The sequence below is a fragment of the Candidatus Omnitrophota bacterium genome, from assembly GCA_018830005.1.
Lineage (GTDB): Bacteria > Omnitrophota > Gorgyraeia > JAHJTE01 > JAHJTE01 > JAHJTE01.
Genome location: JAHJTE010000001.1, coordinates 444431 through 465199, shown reverse-complemented (window position 1 = coordinate 465199; position 20769 = coordinate 444431). Strand labels below are relative to the sequence as shown.

27 protein-coding genes are annotated in these 20769 nt (G+C 38.7%); 2 read left to right on the top strand and 25 right to left on the bottom strand.

The genetic code is table 11. The features are described from left to right. Positions 1–13: 13 nt before the first annotated feature. The 6 genes from KJ593_02515 to KJ593_02490 all read right to left on the bottom strand — a co-directional run bounded on the left by KJ593_02515 (position 14) and on the right by KJ593_02490 (position 4237). Positions 14–118 (bottom strand): hypothetical protein, encoded by a 105-nt coding sequence (locus tag KJ593_02515; GenBank protein MBU2540751.1) that lies wholly within the window; start codon positions 116–118, stop codon positions 14–16. 17 nt (positions 119–135) lie between these two features. Further along, positions 136–330, bottom strand: coding sequence for a hypothetical protein (locus KJ593_02510; protein MBU2540750.1), 195 nt, complete (start codon positions 328–330; stop codon positions 136–138). Between the two features lie 154 nt (positions 331–484). Next, positions 485–1489, bottom strand: a complete 1005-nt coding sequence (locus KJ593_02505) for an HNH endonuclease (GenBank protein MBU2540749.1) — start codon at positions 1487–1489, stop codon at positions 485–487. After that, positions 1474–2739 (bottom strand): DNA cytosine methyltransferase, encoded by a 1266-nt coding sequence (locus KJ593_02500; GenBank protein ID MBU2540748.1) that lies wholly within the window; start codon positions 2737–2739, stop codon positions 1474–1476. Before KJ593_02500 ends, KJ593_02505 begins: the two co-directional genes overlap by 16 nt. An 8-nt stretch (positions 2740–2747) precedes the next feature. Further along, positions 2748–3812, bottom strand: a complete 1065-nt coding sequence (locus tag KJ593_02495; GenBank protein ID MBU2540747.1) for a DNA cytosine methyltransferase — start codon at positions 3810–3812, stop codon at positions 2748–2750. A 5-nt stretch (positions 3813–3817) separates the two neighbouring features. After that, positions 3818–4237, bottom strand: coding sequence for a very short patch repair endonuclease (locus tag KJ593_02490; GenBank protein MBU2540746.1), 420 nt, complete (start codon positions 4235–4237; stop codon positions 3818–3820). Positions 4238–4503: 266 nt separating this feature from the next. Here KJ593_02490 and KJ593_02485 point away from each other — a divergent pair, with 266 nt between their 5' ends. Together KJ593_02485 and KJ593_02480 are read left to right on the top strand one after the other, a co-directional pair. After that, on the top strand, positions 4504–4974 hold the full coding sequence (locus KJ593_02485; protein MBU2540745.1) for a DUF2924 domain-containing protein: 471 nt from the start codon (positions 4504–4506) through the stop codon (positions 4972–4974). Continuing rightward, positions 4971–6581, top strand: a complete 1611-nt coding sequence (locus KJ593_02480; protein MBU2540744.1) for a recombinase family protein — start codon at positions 4971–4973, stop codon at positions 6579–6581. The genes KJ593_02485 and KJ593_02480 overlap by 4 nt, the downstream gene beginning before the upstream one ends. Positions 6582–6634: 53 nt before the next feature. On the opposite strand, the gene KJ593_02475 is transcribed toward KJ593_02480, so the two are convergent. From KJ593_02475 to KJ593_02385, 19 genes are all read right to left on the bottom strand, one after another. Then, a complete protein-coding gene (locus tag KJ593_02475; protein ID MBU2540743.1) occupies positions 6635–6823 on the bottom strand; it encodes a hypothetical protein in 189 nt (62 codons plus the stop codon). Positions 6824–6880: 57 nt separating this feature from the next. Further along, on the bottom strand, positions 6881–8203 hold the full coding sequence (locus tag KJ593_02470; GenBank protein ID MBU2540742.1) for a hypothetical protein: 1323 nt from the start codon (positions 8201–8203) through the stop codon (positions 6881–6883). A gap of 409 nt (positions 8204–8612) precedes the next feature. Then, entirely contained in the window at positions 8613–8813 is a 201-nt protein-coding gene (locus tag KJ593_02465) for a hypothetical protein (protein MBU2540741.1), read from the bottom strand. 550 nt (positions 8814–9363) lie between these two features. Next, positions 9364–10038 carry a hypothetical protein gene (locus KJ593_02460; GenBank protein ID MBU2540740.1) on the bottom strand — a complete coding sequence of 225 codons (675 nt, stop codon included), beginning with the start codon at positions 10036–10038 and terminating at the stop codon, positions 9364–9366. A 111-nt stretch (positions 10039–10149) separates the two neighbouring features. Further along, positions 10150–10680 carry a hypothetical protein gene (locus tag KJ593_02455; protein ID MBU2540739.1) on the bottom strand — a complete coding sequence of 177 codons (531 nt, stop codon included), beginning with the start codon at positions 10678–10680 and terminating at the stop codon, positions 10150–10152. A 383-nt stretch (positions 10681–11063) separates the two neighbouring features. Continuing rightward, a complete protein-coding gene (locus KJ593_02450; protein ID MBU2540738.1) occupies positions 11064–12098 on the bottom strand; it encodes a mechanosensitive ion channel family protein in 1035 nt (344 codons plus the stop codon). A gap of 189 nt (positions 12099–12287) precedes the next feature. Beyond that, positions 12288–12425 (bottom strand): hypothetical protein, encoded by a 138-nt coding sequence (locus KJ593_02445; protein MBU2540737.1) that lies wholly within the window; start codon positions 12423–12425, stop codon positions 12288–12290. Between the two features lie 639 nt (positions 12426–13064). Further along, entirely contained in the window at positions 13065–13691 is a 627-nt protein-coding gene (locus tag KJ593_02440) for a hypothetical protein (GenBank protein MBU2540736.1), read from the bottom strand. Between the two features lie 775 nt (positions 13692–14466). Then, complete coding sequence (locus tag KJ593_02435; protein ID MBU2540735.1) at positions 14467–14862, bottom strand: polymer-forming cytoskeletal protein; 396 nt, start codon at positions 14860–14862, stop codon at positions 14467–14469. 290 nt (positions 14863–15152) lie between these two features. Continuing rightward, positions 15153–15338: a hypothetical protein gene (locus KJ593_02430; GenBank protein MBU2540734.1), complete on the bottom strand. Its 186-nt coding sequence runs from the start codon at positions 15336–15338 to the stop codon at positions 15153–15155. 286 nt (positions 15339–15624) lie between these two features. Then, positions 15625–15828, bottom strand: a complete 204-nt coding sequence (locus tag KJ593_02425; protein MBU2540733.1) for a Jag N-terminal domain-containing protein — start codon at positions 15826–15828, stop codon at positions 15625–15627. Positions 15829–15859: 31 nt separating this feature from the next. Next, a complete protein-coding gene (gene acpP / locus KJ593_02420) occupies positions 15860–16111 on the bottom strand; it encodes an acyl carrier protein (GenBank protein MBU2540732.1) in 252 nt (83 codons plus the stop codon). A gap of 19 nt (positions 16112–16130) precedes the next feature. Continuing rightward, positions 16131–17492 carry a PilZ domain-containing protein gene (locus tag KJ593_02415; GenBank protein MBU2540731.1) on the bottom strand — a complete coding sequence of 454 codons (1362 nt, stop codon included), beginning with the start codon at positions 17490–17492 and terminating at the stop codon, positions 16131–16133. A 23-nt stretch (positions 17493–17515) separates the two neighbouring features. After that, positions 17516–18163 (bottom strand): hypothetical protein, encoded by a 648-nt coding sequence (locus tag KJ593_02410; GenBank protein ID MBU2540730.1) that lies wholly within the window; start codon positions 18161–18163, stop codon positions 17516–17518. Between the two features lie 13 nt (positions 18164–18176). After that, on the bottom strand, positions 18177–18857 hold the full coding sequence (locus KJ593_02405; GenBank protein MBU2540729.1) for a hypothetical protein: 681 nt from the start codon (positions 18855–18857) through the stop codon (positions 18177–18179). A gap of 13 nt (positions 18858–18870) precedes the next feature. After that, positions 18871–19170 carry a gas vesicle protein gene (locus KJ593_02400; protein ID MBU2540728.1) on the bottom strand — a complete coding sequence of 100 codons (300 nt, stop codon included), beginning with the start codon at positions 19168–19170 and terminating at the stop codon, positions 18871–18873. Between the two features lie 19 nt (positions 19171–19189). Next, positions 19190–19453, bottom strand: a complete 264-nt coding sequence (locus KJ593_02395; GenBank protein MBU2540727.1) for a hypothetical protein — start codon at positions 19451–19453, stop codon at positions 19190–19192. Between the two features lie 89 nt (positions 19454–19542). Further along, entirely contained in the window at positions 19543–19884 is a 342-nt protein-coding gene (locus tag KJ593_02390) for a gas vesicle protein K (protein MBU2540726.1), read from the bottom strand. A 1-nt stretch (position 19885) separates the two neighbouring features. Further along, a complete protein-coding gene (locus KJ593_02385) occupies positions 19886–20767 on the bottom strand; it encodes a GvpL/GvpF family gas vesicle protein (protein ID MBU2540725.1) in 882 nt (293 codons plus the stop codon). Positions 20768–20769: the final 2 nt, after the last annotated feature.

The window sequence follows — 20769 nt, the reverse complement described above, 5'->3', positions numbered from 1 at the left end:
GTAGGATTTTACCTTAGTAACCTAACGCTAATTGATCCAACATATCAGAGCCTTTTTCCTTGCCGACTTCCTGATAGATTCCCAGAACTTCCTCGTACGTTCCTGAGCCGCCTACCATATCCCAAAATTCTTTACCTATTTAGAATGCTCCTTCAGATTGTCAATTGCATGCCGGACAACTTCCGGCCAATGCTCTAATCCGAACTCAACTCCTTTTTTAACCTCATACAACTCATCCGCAGTCAGACTGCGATTAAGTTTCTGCATAGCTTCTTCCTGAACATCTTCAAGTTGAAGCAAGAATATAACTTCTTTATCTGATACATTCATTTCAGATTCAACGAATTCTATCTGCTGTTTGTAGACGCTTTATCGAATTATCCGTGCCTCAACAGGCTATAAATCAAATACTCGCCTAAGATCCGATTGTTCGGGTTCTGTTCCGCAAAGGCTTATATAAAACATCTGCCAACAACGGCAAATATTACGGTTCCAGTGTTTTAGACGTAAAAATACCAAATACATTATCTCTATGCCATTTAAGTGAATGGATACTGGGCCAGGCCCGATTATCCTGAGGCAATATTATCTTTCTGTTATTTATCTCCCGCATTATCTGAATATCTTTAACTTTTTCATGAACGTTTATTTCGTATTGATCGTCTACTGTGAAAAAACCGATGTCAAAAGCCCAATGTAAATCTCTGGACAGGGGGAGTCCGTTTTTGGGATGCGGAGGTCCGCCATGCTCATCAGGTATTATATGCGCTGCCTGAAGGTTAATCAGATTTTTATATCTCATTGCTGATCCGGTAACAGCACACCGATAATCATAAAAAAACAGCAGCAGTTCCCTGAAGTTGTTCTCTCGTATAGTACGTGTAAACAGAAACTCGTTTTCCATGACTTCGGCAGGCAGGGGTTCCAGAGGTTCGCTCAGCACATCTTCCATTACTTCCTTTGGAATTACCCTATCTTCCAAATCAATACGGCTTGGCAGTCTGATAAAAGGAATTTTCGAGGCTTCAATTAAGGCGTGCCCGCCTTTAATCCTGCTCTCCTCTATCATTGCTTCAAGCCTTTTATAATGATTATCTTTCTGCGAAACCGGAAAATAGAAAATTTTATATATGGATTCATTTTCAACGGCATACCTATAGAGCACTGCAATATCTCCCGGCTTAAAAAAGTTCCTTTCCGTATCAGTCTCACTGTTTAAGTACAATCTGTATTCATCTCTTCCGTGCGACTTATTATCAGTGATTTTGTCATTATGATATACATAATTACTCAGAACGATTTTCTGCGAATCAGGAGGAATGATTTTTATCAGTATATGATCGTTTTTTATCAGCGTGCTTAATGGCGGAAAGTAGGCTATACATTCTTTCGATATAAAAAAATATCTCCCTGCTTTTTTAGGCTGCCCCTTCCTATAACCTAATTCCTGATCATACAGCTTTCGGGCATAAATTATTTCCTTCGACATGCTTTCCTCCTTCCGGAGACCTGCAAATCTCTAATAAAATCATATATTGCTTCGGCAAGAATTTTGGCGAATAAAGGCGGCACCGCATTGCCGATCATTTTATACTGATCCCCCATGCTGCCGATAAATTCAAAATCATCATCAAATGCCTGAAGACGGGCTGCTTCTCTTACAGTAATGGATCGTGCCTGTTTCGGATCCGGATGAATATGACGCAAACCGTCTTTGTAAAGATGGGCGGGAATTGTGTTGCTAGGCTGAGCCCACCTCAATACATAGTATTTGTGCACATTGGAAGTTTTTCCTGTTCTTTCAGTATAAAGCTTCTGCAGTTCTATTATGCCTGCGTACCGGTTTCTTCCTGACTCAATGTCGCCTGCAAGATCTCCAAAAATCCCTATGTCTCTTCTGTTATGATAACGGGGAGTATGGTTGGATATTCCGGAACTTTCTGGTTTATGCGAAAACATTTTTCCGCCGATGCGACAATCTTTTGGAGTCGGATAAAGAGCATCCAGATCACCTATGGCTTTCCTGACAGTCGCCACGGTCGGCGACCGGTATGCCTGCAGAATATTATCATAAAAATCGGCTAAAGCTGCCTGGCATGCTCTTCCGAATGTCTGTTTTCTCAATCCTACCAGTATTACCCTTGTTCGCCGCTGAGGTATACCAAAATGCGACAGATCAATCACCGCTTTTCCGCGCAGATCGGAAATCAGTTCATAACCGTGATCTGAAAATGCATGCCTGATTTTCTCAATTATAGCTATTCCATTGGGACGTGCACTTAATATTCCTTCGACATTTTCAAAAACAAATACTTTCGGCCTGTATCTGTCGACAGCTTTCAGATAACATTCAAAAAGATAATTCCTGTAGTCATTCTGCATACCGTGTTCGTCCCGAATCCTGCCTGCTACAGAATATGCCTGACATGGAGGACCGCCTATAATCAGATCTATATGTCCGCTTTTCGAAATAATATTATCCAGTCCGATACTGCTTCCATAAACAGGATCATCTGCCCATCCTTTAAATAACTCGCCTGTCCGCTGAATATCAAAACGGACTGCACGATATTCGGCATCTGCATAGCCCCATTTATCCCTCAGGCGTTTGACAAGCGTGTCCCGCGGGGCTTTTTCCCATTCTACGGAGGCAACATGCTCAAACAGTCCGGTCTGTTCAAACCCGTCGCAGAGACCGCCGCATCCTGCAAAAAGATCTATAAATCTGTACTTTTCCATAGATACTCCTACTTTATATAGCGAAGAATCTGCCTGGCCAAATGATATCCCAATAAAGGCGGCACAGCGTTACCCACCTGCCTGTTTTGCTGTGTTTTAGTCCCGTAGAAAATAAAAGAATCGGAAAAAGACTGTAATCGTGCATTCTCTCTTATGGTGGGAACCCTGTTATGTCTGTAATGAAAGTGGTTGCGATGACCGGTGTCAATTGTATATGAAGGCCTACTGCCGTGATAACGGGTCCATGCTTCATTAAACTGTCTGTGCTCGCCAACTCCTTTCGGGAGATCCCTGTAATCTCCGCCCTCCGGAACAAGCTTAATAACACTCTTTACAATTTCAGTGTGGTTTGTAGCTATGTGATTATATAATTTCCTGCAGTTGCTGCGCAGTTTTCTCTGATAGGAAGTAAGCGGAGAGCTTTCGTAATCATCCTCCTCTTCTCCCAGTTCGCTTTCTCTGCCCGGCAGATCACTGATAGCATCGGCACAGGTAACATAATTATCCGGTGAATGCGTTTTTGAAGGAAATTCAAACTGTCCCAGACTCTTTTCCAGTCCCCCAAAGAAGACCCGCTTCCGCAACTGCGGCACGCCGTAATCTGCGGCACAAAGAATATCCATTGTTACATTGTATCCCACTTCTTTAAGACGCCTGATAATCTCATCCTTAACCTGACCGCCGTAAAGAGCTGCCAGTCCGGGCACGTTCTCAATAAGAAACGCTTTCGGTTTTATTTTTTTTACTGCGGTAATAACCGCCAGATAAAGAACATTTCTCTTATCATCGAAATTACGTGGTCCGGTAAGAGAAAAACCCTGACACGGCGGACCTGCTATTATTACATCAATTTTCTCATCCTTTACAGCCCTGTACATCTTTTTCAAAAAAGAATTATCGGAAAGATCTATATTGCACGCCTCAGCTCCATTATGATTGGCTTTAAAGGTCTCCAGAGCTGCCGAATCATTGTCAACTCCCAGGATTACCTTATATCCGGCTTCTATAAACCCGAGCGACAGACCGCCGCATCCGCAGAACAAATCGACCACATTAAAACCGGCTTTACCCATAATTTTTACCCTAATGATCTTGCTAATCTCTTCACGAGCCTCTGATTCAAACTGACTGACTGTTTGCCGATTTCACACTCCCATATGGAGATAATCTTATAGCCCAACTTTTTGAGTCTCATAAGATTTTCTTCGTCACGCTTTATGTTTTTCTTTAATTTCTTCATCCAGAATCTTCTGTTGCTTTTCGGTTTAGTTGCAAATCTGCAATTCGGATGTTGGTGCCAAAAACAGCCATTCACAAATATTGCAGCATTACGATTCCTTATAAAAATATCGGGCTTACCCGGAAGATCCTTTTTATGCAACCTATATCTATACCCTAAAGAATAAAGCATTCTTCTTACAGCCATTTCAGGAGTAGTGTCTGTTCCTTTAATGGCGGCCATATTCTGACTACGCGTTTCTTTTGAAATTCTGTCCATCTATACCCATAAATACAAAAACCTCCGCTTTTGGCGAAGGTTTTAATTATTTTTACGTGGCAGTTCCCCCTTCGAAACATACCACTCATCGTCTATATTTCTTTTATACTCCCAAATTCCACTCTTGTCAAGTTCTTTCATATTGTCTCCATTTTAACACTTTTAGCAAAAATCGCAAGGCTTGTCCTTCTGAATGAAATACCTCTCTAATCCCCTTGACTTATCTCGAATTGTATGGCCCTATGTGACCTGAGGAAAATGCGCCAATGAAAGAGACATTAGAAGCCAAAATTATAGCCCTGAAAAATAAGGCGATTCCGGAGCTCCAGAAGGAATTTGTGACGCTATTTAATGGCCAAAAGGCGACTTCAGACAATAAAATCTACCTAATAAGAAAGATTGCCTACCGCCTGCAGGAGCTTAAATATGGCGGCTTATCGCAAAAAGCGGAAAATAGGCTTAGAGAACTTATAAAGCTTTATGATCCTGTCAATAATAAGTCAATTAGACCGAAGATAAGCCTAGAAACGCAGGCAAGAAAGAAAAGTTGCGGAAGGGACAGACGTCTCCCTATCCCAGGAAGTGTCATCATCAAGAAATATAAAGGCAAAAATATCCAAGTCAAGGTACTTGATAATGGCTTTGAATATAACGGGAAAATATATAAGCATCTTACCACCATAGCTGAAGAAATAACCGGAGTGCATTGGAACGGATATAACTTTTTTAACCTATGAAAACTACAGAACCCGAAGAAAAAAAGATTATTAATTGCGCCATTTATACGCGCAAATCGGTCAGCGATGGACTTGAGCGCGACTTTACTACTCTGGATGCCCAACGCGAGTCCTGCGAAAGCTACATCACCAGCCAGAAAAACGAAGGCTGGGTAGCTTCGCCAGAATACTACGATGACGGTGGCTTCACCGGAGCCAATACAGACAGACCTGCACTTCAGAGGCTTCTTACTGACATCAAAGCCAATAAAATTAATTGCGTAGTAGTCTATAAGGTTGACCGCTTATCGCGCTCACTTCTTGATTTTGCAGAGCTCCTGTCTGTATTTGAAAAACATGGTGCCACCTTCGTATCAGTAACACAGCACTTTAATACGCAAAACTCGATGGGCAGGCTTACGCTTAATATCCTCCTCTCTTTTGCGCAGTTTGAGCGCGAGATTATCTCAGAACGCACCCGCGACAAGATGGGCGCTGCTAAGAGAAAAGGCAAATGGATCGGAGGAAGGCCATCTTTAGGCTATAACATCGATAAGGATAAGCATAAGCTCGTGGTTAACCAGAAAGAAGCCAAGATCGTGCGTAAAATCTTCACCTCGTATATTGAAAAGCGCTCCCTTCTGTCCGTAACCATGATTATGAATGACCTGGGATGTACAACTAAGCAGCATACATCTGAAAAAGGCAGAAAATTCGGTGGGATTCAGTTTACAATCAACGGTATTCAGCTAATCTTAAGAAATGTGCTTTACGCCGGCAAGGTTTCATACCAGGCCGAGTTATATCCGGGAGAACATGAAGCAATTATTTCGGAAAAAACCTTCCAGAAAGCACAAAGCATACTTGCAAAAAACAAGCCTGACTGGAAAATGACCAAGAAGACTAAACATGTGGGTCTGCTTACCGGCCTCCTGCGCTGTAAAGCCTGCAACTGCGCGATGTACTTCTCCTACAACATCAAAGCCAATAAATACAGGTATCACTACTACCTTTGTATGAGCGCCAGTAAGCGTGGCTACAAAACCTGTCCTACCCGCTTACTGAGCACGCAGAAGATTGAACAGAAAATCGTCGAATTACTCAGAACCTTGACTCCTCTACCCAAACTCGACGAAAAAATATGGGATACCTTTAGCCTTCAAGAAAAGATTGCAATCATTAAAACAGTCCTTAAAGAAGCAAGTTTCGATGGTAATAAAGGGATACTTGAAATCGTTCTGCTAAAAGATAATAGGAGACGCCAATATAAGGTAGGACTCAAGGAACTCAAAAACCTGCCAGTCCCTCCTAATCAAATAAATATCAAGAACGAGCCACAATTAAGGCAGAATCTTATCTTGGCACATCAAGTCCAAGGCATCCTTGCTGAAGGAAAAGCTGAAGGCTTAAAGCAAGTTGCCAAATGGCTTAACTTGAATCACCAGCGGCTCAATCAAATGATGAACCTTTTGCTGCTTGCGCCAACTATACAAGAAGAAATCCTCTGCTCAGAAAACAAAAATATCTCCTTAATCCCCGAGTACAAGCTACGCAACATTGCCTTCGAGTTAAATTGGAATAAACAGCTCGAAATGTGGAAAAACTTACTTATAGCTTTATCATTATAAAAAACAAAAAAAGCGATAGCTTTTGGCTATCGCTTTTGTCAGAATATTTAATTTTAAACTGCCATTTCTCGCTTGATATTTATAGAATCCCTAAATTCTACAAAATTTACTCCGTAATCATAAGTATCTAAATCAATATCTGTTTCATTAATCCACAAGCAATCACTCCAGACACATTTCTCTTTTCCTGTCTGGGGATCATACTCAACGCCAAATCTTTTACATTGAGGACATCTTTTCATATTTATCTCTTTGACTATATTATAATTCTTTTTTGTCTCAATGCAAGAACTTTATCGCTATTCTCTTTTAAAAAGCCTGTTAAATACAATTGAATTCACACCTTCGTATTTAGAAATCTTGACATTACACTTCCTAAACATGCTAATAGCTAATGACTCTTCCATCGGGTAAGACTCTAAATATATTAAATTCTTGATACCTGCGTTAATAATCTTTTTACAACAAAGCATGCAAGGAAAAGTAGAAGTATAAAGCTTAGCCCCATTTAATGGGGTGGTTCCTAACTTGGCTGCCTGGAGTATAGCTGACTCTTCCGCATGAACAGCTCTACAAACATCCAACAACTTTCCGGGTAATTTTGAATTTTCAACTCCACAGGTACAAACTAAAGTACGATCGTTCAATGCCGCCCCACATTCCCTGCAATATTTGTACTTGCTAAAATGTTTAATCTTAACCTTTTCTTTATGACATCTTTTTTTAGTCGACTCACTCTTGTACAAAACTCTGCAATCAATCTCTCCCCATGGTACATTATTACAACCAGTCGCAATGACGTAACTTTCAAGTATAATTTCTTTATCGCTATCGCTCTTATTTTTTACATCTTGCTTATCAGGTTTCTTATTCAACACCTCATGGATTATAGTAGCCCCTACCTGTCTCCTGGAACATTTAGACCATAAAGCCACGCTACAAGAATGATGCATATATAATTCATCCGGATATGGTGGTCTGGCACCCGGGTTTAACATTAATTCAGTATAATCGGATAGTTTTTGTCCGTAGCGATCAATAACTACTTCGTCTTTTGTTTCATCTTCTTTATAAAAATTATCTTCGCTATTAATCAATATATCCGCTAGCTCAATGCACTTTTTCACATTTTGCCCATTAGGCAATGGCGGCTGCTCCTCACCAGCATCTCGTCGGTCATTAATATCGAAGTTTGCTCTATTTCCTTTATACATCTTTTCGACTCTCTTCCAACGAGTTTCTGTCTCTGAGTCTATGGCTAAGAGAAAAAAACGATTACCAAATGCATGCCTTAATTCTGTAACCTCACCTGGATTTCTGATGCATTCAATAACCACATTTTCTACATTGTTATCTTTAATGTCTTTAATTATAGGATCTACCAGAGCGCTTAGCTTTTCCTTTCTTAAACTATCACCCAAATCCTGCAGAATCTTTCTTCTTTCTTCGGGATTCTTTTGTTCAAAATTGACTATTTCTTTCTTTGCCTTGTCTTTCAGAAATGCTGAGATGCTATAGCTTTTACAATTCAGCTTCTTATTATTGGCAAAGAAATTAGCTGTTGTTGAACAACCAGCCCCAAACCGCCCTGTCAATGCTATGATTAAGCCATTATTCTCCATATAAGGAATTATATCCCAATTTGATATATTTGCAACACATAATGAGCCTTCTCAATTCCTAGTTTATGCCCATATTCAACCCGATCTATATCCAATATCTTGACCAATATAGCATAAACTAGCTGCCATAAACTAAGAGAGGAATTGGCCTATTTTGGCGATTAAGTGGCGATATTCAGAGAGGCTTTATAAACAGCTTATGGTGTGGAAAAATTCGATATAGTGCCAATAAATATAATGCCCTAACTCTTTGAAACAGCAACAGATAAAAAAGGCTATTGACCGGTATCAATCAATAGCCTTGAAACTCTCCCGAATGCTGAAGAGAATGATATTACTGGGGTCCCTCTCATATTAGCCGAGGGGAAACCTCTCTTAACGACCAATGAATGCTTCGGCGAACTTGTTTTCATAATCCGCCGATTCTGCCGATCTTACCGTCCATATAAATCAATATGAAGTGCTGACCCCCATCCGCTAATTGAACCAATTCGTAGGTTACTTGCCAATAGGGACCTTTGCCTATTGAGCTATCTGTCCAACTTCCCGACACAATATAGCGCACCGAACTGATGAAATGCTTCGAGACGTCAATCTTGTTATTAGTCACGTATCGTTCGGCCAGGCGGATGGCTTCCTGCGCAGATATAGGGGGACGCTGTCTCTCGAGTGTCTGCGCACAAACCACGGCAGCAACAGAGAAAAGGATAAGACAGAAACAGATGTTTTTGTTTACACGTAACTGGCTGAAAAGGTTTTTCATGTTGATACCCCTTTTGTGCTGTGCTTATTGCAACCTTGACTCATTACTACTATTTAATCACATATTCTCAAGAATTGGGGTCGCTCTCATATTAGCCGAGGGGAAACCTCTCTTAATTCACAATGGCAATTATATCCGCAATACCTTGTTATATCAAGAATATTTTGACTTCAGAGAGGTGATTCCTCACTCATGGTGAGCAAATGAAGCAAACCCTGAGCTTCTTCGAAGGGCGAAACGAATGCGTCGAGCCATGTCCGTTTTGTCCAGTCATTTTTGACCTAACTTTCTAAACTATTTGAAAGATAAGGCTAAAATATAGGGATATCCCCCTATATCAATTGAGCGCATATTAGGAGATATCCCTGTTTGAGCTAAAGGATAGTTTATAGATTAATTAGAACGACCAGTTAACAAGCACCATGAATTCCAGAGGGTCTTTATTGCCGTTGTAGTTGGCAAGGCCGATCTGGAGGCCGTTGAGAGACTTGGTATAATTGACAATACCAAGCTGTAATCCGCGCACTTCGCCGGCATGATTAACAATGCCCAGCTGAACTCCCTCAAAGGAATTTTCAGTCCAGTTAACAGCACCGAGCTGGACTCCTTTGGCATCAGTATTAGCAATATTCACCAGGCCACTCTGAAGGCCTTTAAACATCCCCTCAGTCGAAGCTACAATACCACTCTGCCAACCGGTAAATTTGTCTTTAGCAAGAGAAACAATTCCTCCTTGCACGCCTACAAACCTTCCCGATACGGAGCTAAGAATCCAAGAGCTCTGCCAACCATAAAAATCACCTTCGACAACTCCCACTAGACCTAATTCTACTCCTTTAACATTACCTGTAGCTTTATGCACAAAACCTAAACTTAAACCAGTCACATCATTGTTAACCCCGTAGACTTCTAACCGGAGCCCTTTGATCGAATCAGTTGCTGGAACAAGCTGAATTGTATCAATTAGCGCTAGCTGCAACGGTTTTACTTCCTCTGCTCTCGCGATTGAGGTAACAAGCAAGAGAAAAGACACGCAACCCACAACAACGAACATCACGCTTCTTTTTTTCATACCCACCTCCCATAAATTAAAATAACTCATAAAAACTATTTTTTAATTGATAAGACAACTTTAAATTACTCCTAATCGACCATTATATCAATGGTTAATACACAGGATAAATCAATCGGAATCGACCTTGGCCTTAAATAAACGCAAAAATTCAACTACGCTTAAAACGCCGATCCCAAGATAACCGATAAATACCAACCATAGTCCGGACTCAATATTTACCTTCATCACTACTTTATCTAAATCGGTTGTAGCAATTTTAAATACCGCCACCACAAATATCAACACCCCGATTATTGCGATAGCCAAATGCACCCACTTATTATCCTTAAAGAACCTAGCTGCCAAAGACATAATTATTGCCATAAGAGGGACAACCCAGATTAAGTAACTTTTTTTATCCGCATTTGTTATGCCCGGCTGGAAAATTTTAATAACTGTGACCATCAATTTTGATTCTTTACTGTTTGCCATAACCGGAACCTGAAAACCGCTTATGGACATAAATTGCGCTTGCTTCCCCTCTCCCTGGATAATTTTAGTCAGTTTTCCGACTGCAGATCCCGTCCCAACTGAAACCCAAGGAAGAAAAAACGCAATAAAAACAATTGCCGCAAAAGCAAATACAATGTTTTTCTTCATCTCAATCCTCCTTTCATAAATATTTTTGAGATAACAAAAGAAGAACTCAGCTAAAACATATCCTTAAACAACGCAACTTCAGTAATTGCATACCGTTATCCTTGGCGCTACATCGTCGAAAATCACGGAAATAGAAAATGGGGTCGCTCTCGTATTCCATGAGGGGAAACCTCTCTGTTTCCAAATAACGCTTATATATAGGAATCACCTTAATATATGCCTAATACTGCAACTTTAGAGAGGCTGTTTCCTCGTTAGAATTGCCCAAAATGTCCGGTCATTTTGGGCTGGAAATTGCGTAACCATTTGAAGTATAGATAGATATAAAATGTCCACCTCTTTTAGGTGGACAGCAGAGTTTTTACCAGAAAACGCTGTTCGTATCAACTTGATTCCCCCTTATTCATTTCAATGCGAATCCGCGGTAAACATTCCGGGAAGCGTTGTTGCAGAAACTCCAGGAGCTTTTCCCTGACCTCACAGCGTAAACCCCAGGCAGTAGGAGAATCTGCTGCGCTCATCAGCGCTCGCAGTTCAACTGTTTTTTCAGTAGCATTGGTAACCTGCAACACATTGACCTTTTTATCCCACTTTGAATTATTTTCCAGGATACGTGTTAATTCATTACGTACTTCTTTCACGGGTACAGTGTAATCGGTATAGATAAAAACAGTTCCCAGCAAATCTGCTGAAGTCCGCGTCCAATTCTGAAATGGCTTTTCAAGAAAATACGATATCGGAATTACCAATCGCCTTAGATCCCAAATACGCACTACCACAAAAGTGAGGGTAATTTCCTCAATCCATCCCCATTCGCCTTCAATAATGACCACATCATCCAGCCGAATTGGCTGAGCGATGGCTATCTGAATGCCGGCGATAAGATTCCCTAGCGTTTTTTGTGCAGCAAAACCTATAACTATACCGATAACTCCTGCCGAAGCCAATATGCTGACCCCTATCTGCCTGACTTCTGCAAAACTCATCAAAATAAAAGAAACACTTAACAAAACTAGAACCACGCCAATGATGTTTGCGATTAAACGTATTTGTGTATGCATGCTGCGGGCATGCACATTGTCCCGAGCATTAATATCATAACGGTTCAAAAGCGCATCGCGGACAATAAAAACAATCTTTACGATAACCCAACCAAACAACGCAATAAACAGGATTTGAATAAAATGGCTAATAAAGCCACCCACCTTTTCCGGTAACCGCAAGAAAGGAATAACCATCGAAATACACAAAGCGGGCACCAAAAAACGTAAGGGACTTTTAATTCGCCTTAAATCGGCCTTGAGCTCTTTGAAAAGACCATCACTCCGTTTAAGCAAAAATGAAACAAAAAGATAAAGTATCCACCCGGCAGTAAAGCCGGATACTATTAAAATGCCAGAAAACACATAATCATTCATGATTTTAATCCTTTCCTTATTCCTTTGCTAACTTTGCTATTCCGGCTACTTAACGCTAGAATATTATTATATTATTTGAACTCTTTCTTTAGACATTTGCTTCGCAAGCGCGAGGTTCAATAAGCGCTATTTTCATTCTTATAATTTCCGTTTTTCAGACATTATTCCAGAACATGAAACCTAAAACCATTACATTTGTTTTGCAGATGAAATAAGCGTTAAGACGCCTTTGCCGATTATCCATGCGATAAGGATGACTACCGCCGCAATGATAAATAGCTTTAGAGATCCAACGCCTGACTGCAATGGTTTATTCTTGTCTGCCATGTTTTAATCCTCCCTTCTTCTCCCTTCTTCGGAATTTGCTTTATTACAGTTTATCGGCTATCTGATACAAAACTCCTCCTGTTTTCTCCTTGCGCAGTAAGTGGAATTAAGAATTAAGGGGACGGTTCCTCTTGATGCAAGTTATTTTATTTCAATTAATTATAATAGCAAATAATCAACTTGTTTTTAGCTTGTTTATTAGTATTTGTAATCTATTGCCTCTTAATCAGTTACATTCTAAGGAACCGTCCCCTACTCTTATACTTTTTTCATCAGAGATGAAAAAAATGGGGTCCCTCTCAAATGTCATGAGGGGAAACCTCTCTCAATTTAATAGAGCAATTATATACGCAATACCTTGCTATATCAAGAAAATTCTGGATTCGGAGAGGCGATTTCCTCACCAAATTTTGAGTACTTTAATATAAGTATTTAGCGAAATCCTGAGCAAGCGAACGAAGTGAGTACGCCGAAGGAGTCCTATTTGTCCGGTATTTTTAGGCTGAGAAGTCTGCAACTATTTGGGAAGTAAAGGATTGCTGTTTGTCCTCTATTAGAAGACGGACAATTGCATCAAGGTGACAAACAGTACACTCCTACCGACTCCTTAGACTCCCCTACCTCAAAGTTCTCTGACATCTATTCCTTGGGAAGTAGAAGAAGTTCATCAAGTTTTATCACAAGTTCTGTACCTGCAGGAAGTTTTATTTCTTTCATATTAGACAAAAGCACAGCACCTGTACCAAGGCCTGCTCCAACAATAAGGCCTTTCTTTGCTCCGTCTTTTCCTAATGTCTTTCTTCCTACCACAGTTCCCACAAGAGCACTACCTCCAATTATTGTGGTATCTTTTAGAGCCTTTCCCTTGATCTTTATTACCCTATCTCCTTCTTCTGTATTTAAACTTGCCACTAGCGGTATTCGTATACCATCAGAAAAAACAATCTGGTCAAAAAGCAGAAATAAACTGGCGCGGTCTCCAAGTTTTTCATATTTCTTGACTCTTTTAACTAAGCCGCGTATCTGTGTATCTTTAGGTAATATGGCCTTTTCTTTAAAAACCAAGGCCTGAGCAAGATACGTAGTAAACTGATCGCCCCTCTCATTCGTATTGGAGCTAAGAGGAGTTTGCAAGATAACCCTTAAAGAAGTATTTTTCTGTAGCTCATAACCATTAGAAGTCTCTTTTACTGGCTCTGTTAACATACCACAGCCCATTAAAGATGTAACTATAACCGCTCCCAAATACTTATACCAATAGTTCATTTTTATCCGCCTCCTTTGGTTATTTTTCTTATTACCTTCTTGGCTAGTTCTGAATTAAGGACAATAATCTCCTCATTCTTATCGGATATTAACTTTGTAGAAACTGCACCAAATTCCGGGGACACGTACCTAATTAGAAAAGGCGCTAATTTACTAGCGCCCTAAGATTAGTCTAATTACTCTAAATTCATCCTGCCCATACAGCCTCCTTTTTGAGGCTATTATATTTCAATTCTAATCAATACAGTAAGAAAATTGCTCCTTGCCTAAACATCGGAACAACCATTAATTTTCCGAATATACTCTGCCCCCTCGCTTAAACACTTTGAGGGGGCTCCTTGCCTAAACATCGGGAAAATCTTTACAATATTTTCCCGATAGGCTTAGGAGCACCCTTGATTTTTCTGTTATTGTAGAAAAATCAAGGGTCCCTCTCAAACATCATGAGGGGAAACCTCTCTCAATTTAATAGAGTAATTATATACGCAATACCTTGTTATATCAAGAATATTCTGGACTTAGAGAGGCTATCCCCTCGCTAAATTTTGAGCACTTTAGCGAAATCCTGAGCAAGCGAACGCAGTGAGCGCGCCGAAGGAGTCCTATTTGTCCAATGTTTTGGGGCTTAAAAAGACGTAACTATTTGGAAGGTAGAGAGTTAATGTCTGTCCTCTTTTAAAAGGTGGACATCAAAGATTTATTGTAAAGATAAGCATAGAGAGAAATTTTGAAAAGGTGTATAAAGAAATAAAATCAAAAAATATAGAAAGGAACTTTATTTCTTCTTTTTAGAGTGTTTTTTAGGCTCGCTTTTTTCAGCTTCGAAAGGGACCTCACAGTTTCCTTTCAACATAGCACCTTCATTAATGACCAAAATTGGGGCCTTAATATTTCCAATCACCTTTGCAGATGAAGAAAGTTCCAGACGTTTACTACTTATAATATCACCTTTTACATTACCGGCTATTGTTATATACTCTCCCTTGATCTTCTTAGCTTTTACATCCGCCTTTTCTCCTATTGCTAAGACTCCTTGGGTTTCTAATTCTCCTTCAAATTTGCCGCTTATTCTTAAGTTGACTGGGCTGCTAAATTTAATATTTCCTTGCATCCCGGCTTCGATATCAATAATTTTCTCTTGCATCTTCAATCTTTGGTCTTTCTTAAACATATGAGAGACTCCTATCTATTAATAACTTTTTTTCTTTTCTCTTTAGCTAAATATTCATATTCTTAAATGTGGCCGCGGCAGATAGAGTGACAATTCAAGCAATCTGGATTTCCAGAATTATAATTTAAACACGATAATAAACCTTCTGCCTCAAGTAAGATGTCTTGAGCATAATATCGCCTCTCTTTAATGCTACTTGTCTCACTTATTTTAGCTTCAGTCTTCTTGATGACCAATTCTGTTTCCCAAAATTTGCTACATTTAATACCTTGATTTTCAAATTCCATTTTTTAATCTTCTTTAAAATTATTACAATTGAAACAATGCCAACCAATAAGAATTTCGTCTATTTTGACTTTTTTAGGGAAATTAATTCGCGATTCATAATATGGGCAATCAGGGATATAGAAATTGCCTTCTCTAATTTTGCCTATTGCTCTGGGAGTAAACTCTTTAGCTTGTATTTCTTTAGCCACACATCTAGGCATAGTCTATCAATCGTTTTCTATCTCTTAAAATCTTCTACTACTTCAACAATCGCCCTCATTGGACAGCTTTCTATACCTATGCCGCATTCTTCGCAATTGTCTGTAATCTGGTATCTTTCTCCATTCTTTACTATTACTTTTAAAGGACACTTTTCTACGCAAAGGCCGCATTGTTTGTCCCGAATGATGTTACTTCTAAAGAACTTCTTCGGGATCCCGAAGATTCACTTCTTTGGATAGCCTCATTCAGGACAATCTCCAGTTATTTTATATGTCACTTTCTTTCCTTTACTCTCACTTTAACTTTTGCTGGTTTTGATCCTTCCATTCCAAAAAGCCCTTTGGTTTCCTCATTCAATATCTTTATCTCTACTTCATTTCTTTTAACGCCTAATTTCTTAAGGGCTATCTCTATAGCCTCTTGCGGAGAACTTGCCTCAACTTCTATTTCCCTTATGCTTTTATCTATATCTTCCATTAATCTGTTTAACTATAGTCGATTCCATAGACTATTTCTTATTACTATTATTTAATTTGTGCACTAGATATTCAACTAAATCCCTAACCTTGCTCATCTGTTCAGAGTCTTCATCAGGAATTTCAATATTAAACTCTTCCTCAAGTGCCATTACGATTTGGATAGTTTCTAAAGACTCTATACCTAAATCATCTACAAATGATGCCTCAGGCGTAATTTTCTCTATTGAGGTATCGAGTTGCTGGGCTAGTAATGCACGGATTCTACTTTCTACGCTTTGCATCAAACGCTTTTGTAAATCTTTATAGTTCAGAGATCGTAGCCTTACCTAGTTTGCTATCAATATAATGTTCTAACTCTAACTTATCCTTCTCCTCTATCAAATCAAAGTTGACCCCGTAATAATTAATTGAGTCCTCTTTCTTTTTCCATCTAATGTGTGCTTGGATCTTTATCATAGGAATCTGATCTCCATAAAAAAATAACCTAAAATTAATTGGCCCTTTTTCCTCGAACTCTTTTGTTGTCTCGAAGCATAACCCTCCCGAACTAATATCTTTGGCAAAAGATTTTATGCTCTGTGGTAAATTTTGAGATTCGATTCTTAAAATTATAGTCTTATTAAAATCTTTTGTTAGAGACAAATGAGCAGAGGCGCGTCTTTCTTGTGATTTCCCGCGAACCCAGGGCCTTTCTTTTTCCTCAGGAGACATTTCCCTCTTCACCAGTTTCTTTTTAATAAGTTCATCTTTTACTGATCCGAAGGAATTCTTAAGCTGTTGAATTTCTTTTTCCTTTTCTAACGCTGCTTTTGCCATTGCCTTACGAATAATTTCTTCCTGCTCTAGTCGTTTATTTTTCTCTTGCAATTCTGACTCAAGTTTATTGTGCTCTTTATCCTTACTTGATTTAAACCTACGCCAGACTAGAAATCCTAAGCCTGAAACTAAAACTAATCCTGTAAACCATGCTACTATACCCATCATACTTTTTCTTACCCCAAGATAATTTGCTACTGAAAGAGCTTTAGTCTTAGACAATGTGGTCTCTATTTTAGCTTCATCAATCTCTCCTCTAGCATCTTTGGCAATCTCTGCCTCAGAAACTTCTAAAAGTCCTTGCCCTCCCACTACTTGCGTAAGTGCCATATCCATTGCCTCTAATCTTTTAATCATTACATCACTAACTTCATTTCCTATAAAAAGTTCTTTTTCGCCCGGTAAAAATTTAGATGTCTCTAAAGGTGCTTGAATAACTAATAGAATAGCATCATATTCTTGCCATATTCTATATGGTACCTTCTGATTGAGCTCAAAGGTTAATGATTTAAGAGGTCTATTTTGTCCTCTACCAAAATAACTGCTGCTAATCTTCTTTATTATGCCTAAATTCAAAAGGACTTCATTGTCTATTTTACTTATAACATTCTTTGATTGAAATTTAATTACCACTCTATACGGATTGTCTAGCCAATAAGAAGTAAATTTAACAGGGCCAGAAGTTGAAATTACTATTCTTGTACTATCTTTAACTTCTTTAGTTGCTGTGAGTAGAGATTTTTCTGGCGGCTCCTGCGCTATAGCCTGATTAATAAGTGCAAAGCCAAATAATAAGATTATCCAAAAAGGACTAATGGCAGCTTGTGATTTAAAAATTGTCTTCATCGCCTTCCTCCTTAACTTTCATCTCATATTTTTCTTACCTCATCATTTTCTTTAAATTCTAGATCCTGCCACTCGGGTAAAATACTCGCTGTAGAAATTTCTTCTTTTACCTTTTCTATCTGCACCCTCCCAATGAATTCACCTTTTCGATAAACTGATAAAATATCACCTAACTTTATATTATTCTCTTTACCTAAATTTACTACAACAAATCTATGCTCTTTTTCCACTGCTAAGACTTTCCCAACTAATACAGGTGCAGCACTGACAATAATTCTTTCTAACCCAATAGTCTTTGGCTTCCTAGTAAATTTACTCAACTCATCCTGTAAAGCCCATTTTTCTCTTAAAACTACAATCAACTGACCTTCTGCTTGACGCCTAACATTTATCTCTTTTTCCAGTCTATCTAAAGTAAGTTTAATTTGGTATTTTTTTTCTTTCAACTCTTCTTCTACTCTTCTTTTTGCTTTGCTTGTCTCTCTAAGATCTCTCTGGATTATATCTTTTTCTTCAACAGTTTTGGCTAATTGTTTTTGTGTCAATACTCTTAGTGCCTTTTGCTTTTCTTCAAGGATATAAAATATAGTGCTCGTAACTAATAAAAGAACAATAATGCTGATCCAAAGGAACTTGGGTCTAACTAATGAATTTAAATTTATTTTTCTCATTTGCCCCTCCATTTTAACTTATTGGAGAAATAAGGTATCTGCCTAATTCTTCAAATCGCTGTTTATGCTTATTGTAGAAAGGAAGTAACTTCTGATATTCTTTAACCTTTTCCGTATCTTTTATTTCCCTAATGAGAATATTCTTGGGTAATCTTTTCTTGATATTGTGAAAAGCACCAATAAAAAGAATGCCTTTTTCACCATGAGCTAAGGTTTCATCGATTCTTTTGGCAATAAATTTATCTCTTTTGCTTAAAAGCTTATTTTTGGTTAATTTATATTTTATAACTGCGATTAATTTCTTAAATATAGACTTGGCCTGCGTTATGACAACTAACCTATCGCGCTCTTTCTTAACGAGTTCAAAATCTTCTGTCTTAATTAAAAAAGCTCCCTTTTTAAGGAGCTTTGAAACTATCTCATAATTTTTACTTCCTGATTTTAGGCCTTCTTCAACTATTTTCTCACCCACCTCACCTTCTGCTACCATTCCATCCTGATATATTTTCATTCCACGTACATCTAAAAGAAAGAAATAAACTGATAGGCAATCCCAAAATCCATCCACTGTCTTTCTATGCTCTTTCCAAAGCTCTTGCCCTAAATCAGCAATACCTCGCTTAGCTACAGCCTTGGCTAAAGAGCCGAGATCTGCGCTTGTATGTATAATAGGAACATAGATAAGAGTTCTCATATGCCAGTTTCTTTTATTTTACCTTGGCTTCTAAGCGCTCTAATCTTTTCCTCAAGGTTTTATTCTCTTTCCCAATCTCTTCTTCTTTTGCTTTTGAAGATAAGTAAGAATCCTGTTGCCACCAATTTATACCCATCTCCATAGCCTTATCTACAGAGGCAACCAAGAGCCTTATCTTAATATTGAGAAGGTCAATGTCTGCAAGTTGAATCTTAATATCTCCGGCAATTACTATGCCTTTATCCAACACCCTCTCTAAGATATCCGCGAGATTAGTAGCCTCGGTAGCATGCATCATCTTTGGAGTAGCCATAACTTATTCTCCTTTCGTTTTACGCTAGTTTTTTCACTTTTATAATTATATCCGCCGTCTTTTTACGCAAATTCGCAATGAAATGACAGTTCTTACAATCTAAACTTTCTTTTTTATAACCGGCGCAGGAAAGAAGCACATCAACTTCCTTCCGTATCTCTTCGGCAAATCGTGCTTTCTCCTGTACTACTTTTACCGCATTGATTTTATCTGTAAAATCTCTAATTATCGCTTCCTGTCTTTGAAATGCTAAACAGCTTATTTTGGTTTCTTCTTTATGCATATCGACTCTCATTTGAGATCCCTCGCTTCGCTCGGGATAAATTCGGCCTTATGACTTATGTCGCTTCGCTCCATAAGTCATGGCCTCATTTACATCAGATCTCCTAATGGGCCCAAGTTTAGATTTAACTCTTCATCTTTAAGTCCGAAAATCTCTTTTAGCTCTTTCATCTTATTTTCTAACTTCATCAACGTCTCACCGATTCCTTCGATTTCTTCCTCACTAAGAGAACCGCCTTCTATTCTTCTCATTGCCTGTTTTTCAAGCAACTTCCTAATTAATTCTACAAGCGTAAGGACTAATTTTGCCAATCCCTTCTCTACATTTTTAGAATTAGCATCAATCCTTTTAGGAAGCACATCTTGAACTTTCTCTATCTCTTCGATAAACGCACTTTCAGAATCTGTTTCAATTATTCTCTCCATTGTCATATTACAAATCCTGTGTTTTAAGTAATCTACCTAACATATCTTCAGTATTAAAATAATCAACCGAGGAAGGCTTTTTAGTCAAAGTAACAAAATTATAACAAGGCCAGGGCCCACTAAACAAGAATTTAAGGTCGCCGGGTGTATTCTTTAATTGTTCAAATGCCTGCTTAAAATCATTTTGTCTTTGTTTCTCAACCAGATAACTGGAATTTAAAAGGAGATTCTCGGTTTGTAGTCTCTTGAGCTTCTTTTCGCAAGCGATTCTGTTAAAATAGTCGTCCACCACTTGAATGCACCTATTGGCTTCCTCTTGAAATTCCTTTTCTATTATATGCTCCTGGAACTTCTCTTTTACAAAAGTTTTTGCGGGAGACTCTGTAGATATAGATACATTAGGCCCTTCCTTAAGAAGATCGGGAAGGCCTATCCTTTCTGGATTATGTTTAGTTTTATGATAAACATCAACTATCCTCTGCTTTATGGTATCTGCTGGCCAGATGACTTTCATACCGAATTCTACTTTGTTATGCAGTCTTGCCAAATTGTCTTTAAAATCTTCATAGTAGAATTCTGCCATAGAAAGAAGGTCCTTCTTGGTATTGAAGACTGTTAAAAATCTCATTGGTAAAACTGTGAAGCCTTCCATCAATCTTTCTACAATTCTTTCGTGTTCTAAAATATAGGTATCGGTTATTTCTTTCGCCTCCTCATTAAGTTCACTTACTATTACTGCGATATCACGATAAGGGATATTATAGACAGGGGCCTCGCCTAACTCCCTTAAGGATTCGTCCATCCCGCTATTAGTCCCTTCCTTAAAAGGTATAGGAAGAACTATCTCTTCTGGATTAGAATCTATTATGCCATAGGCATATATTTTCATCC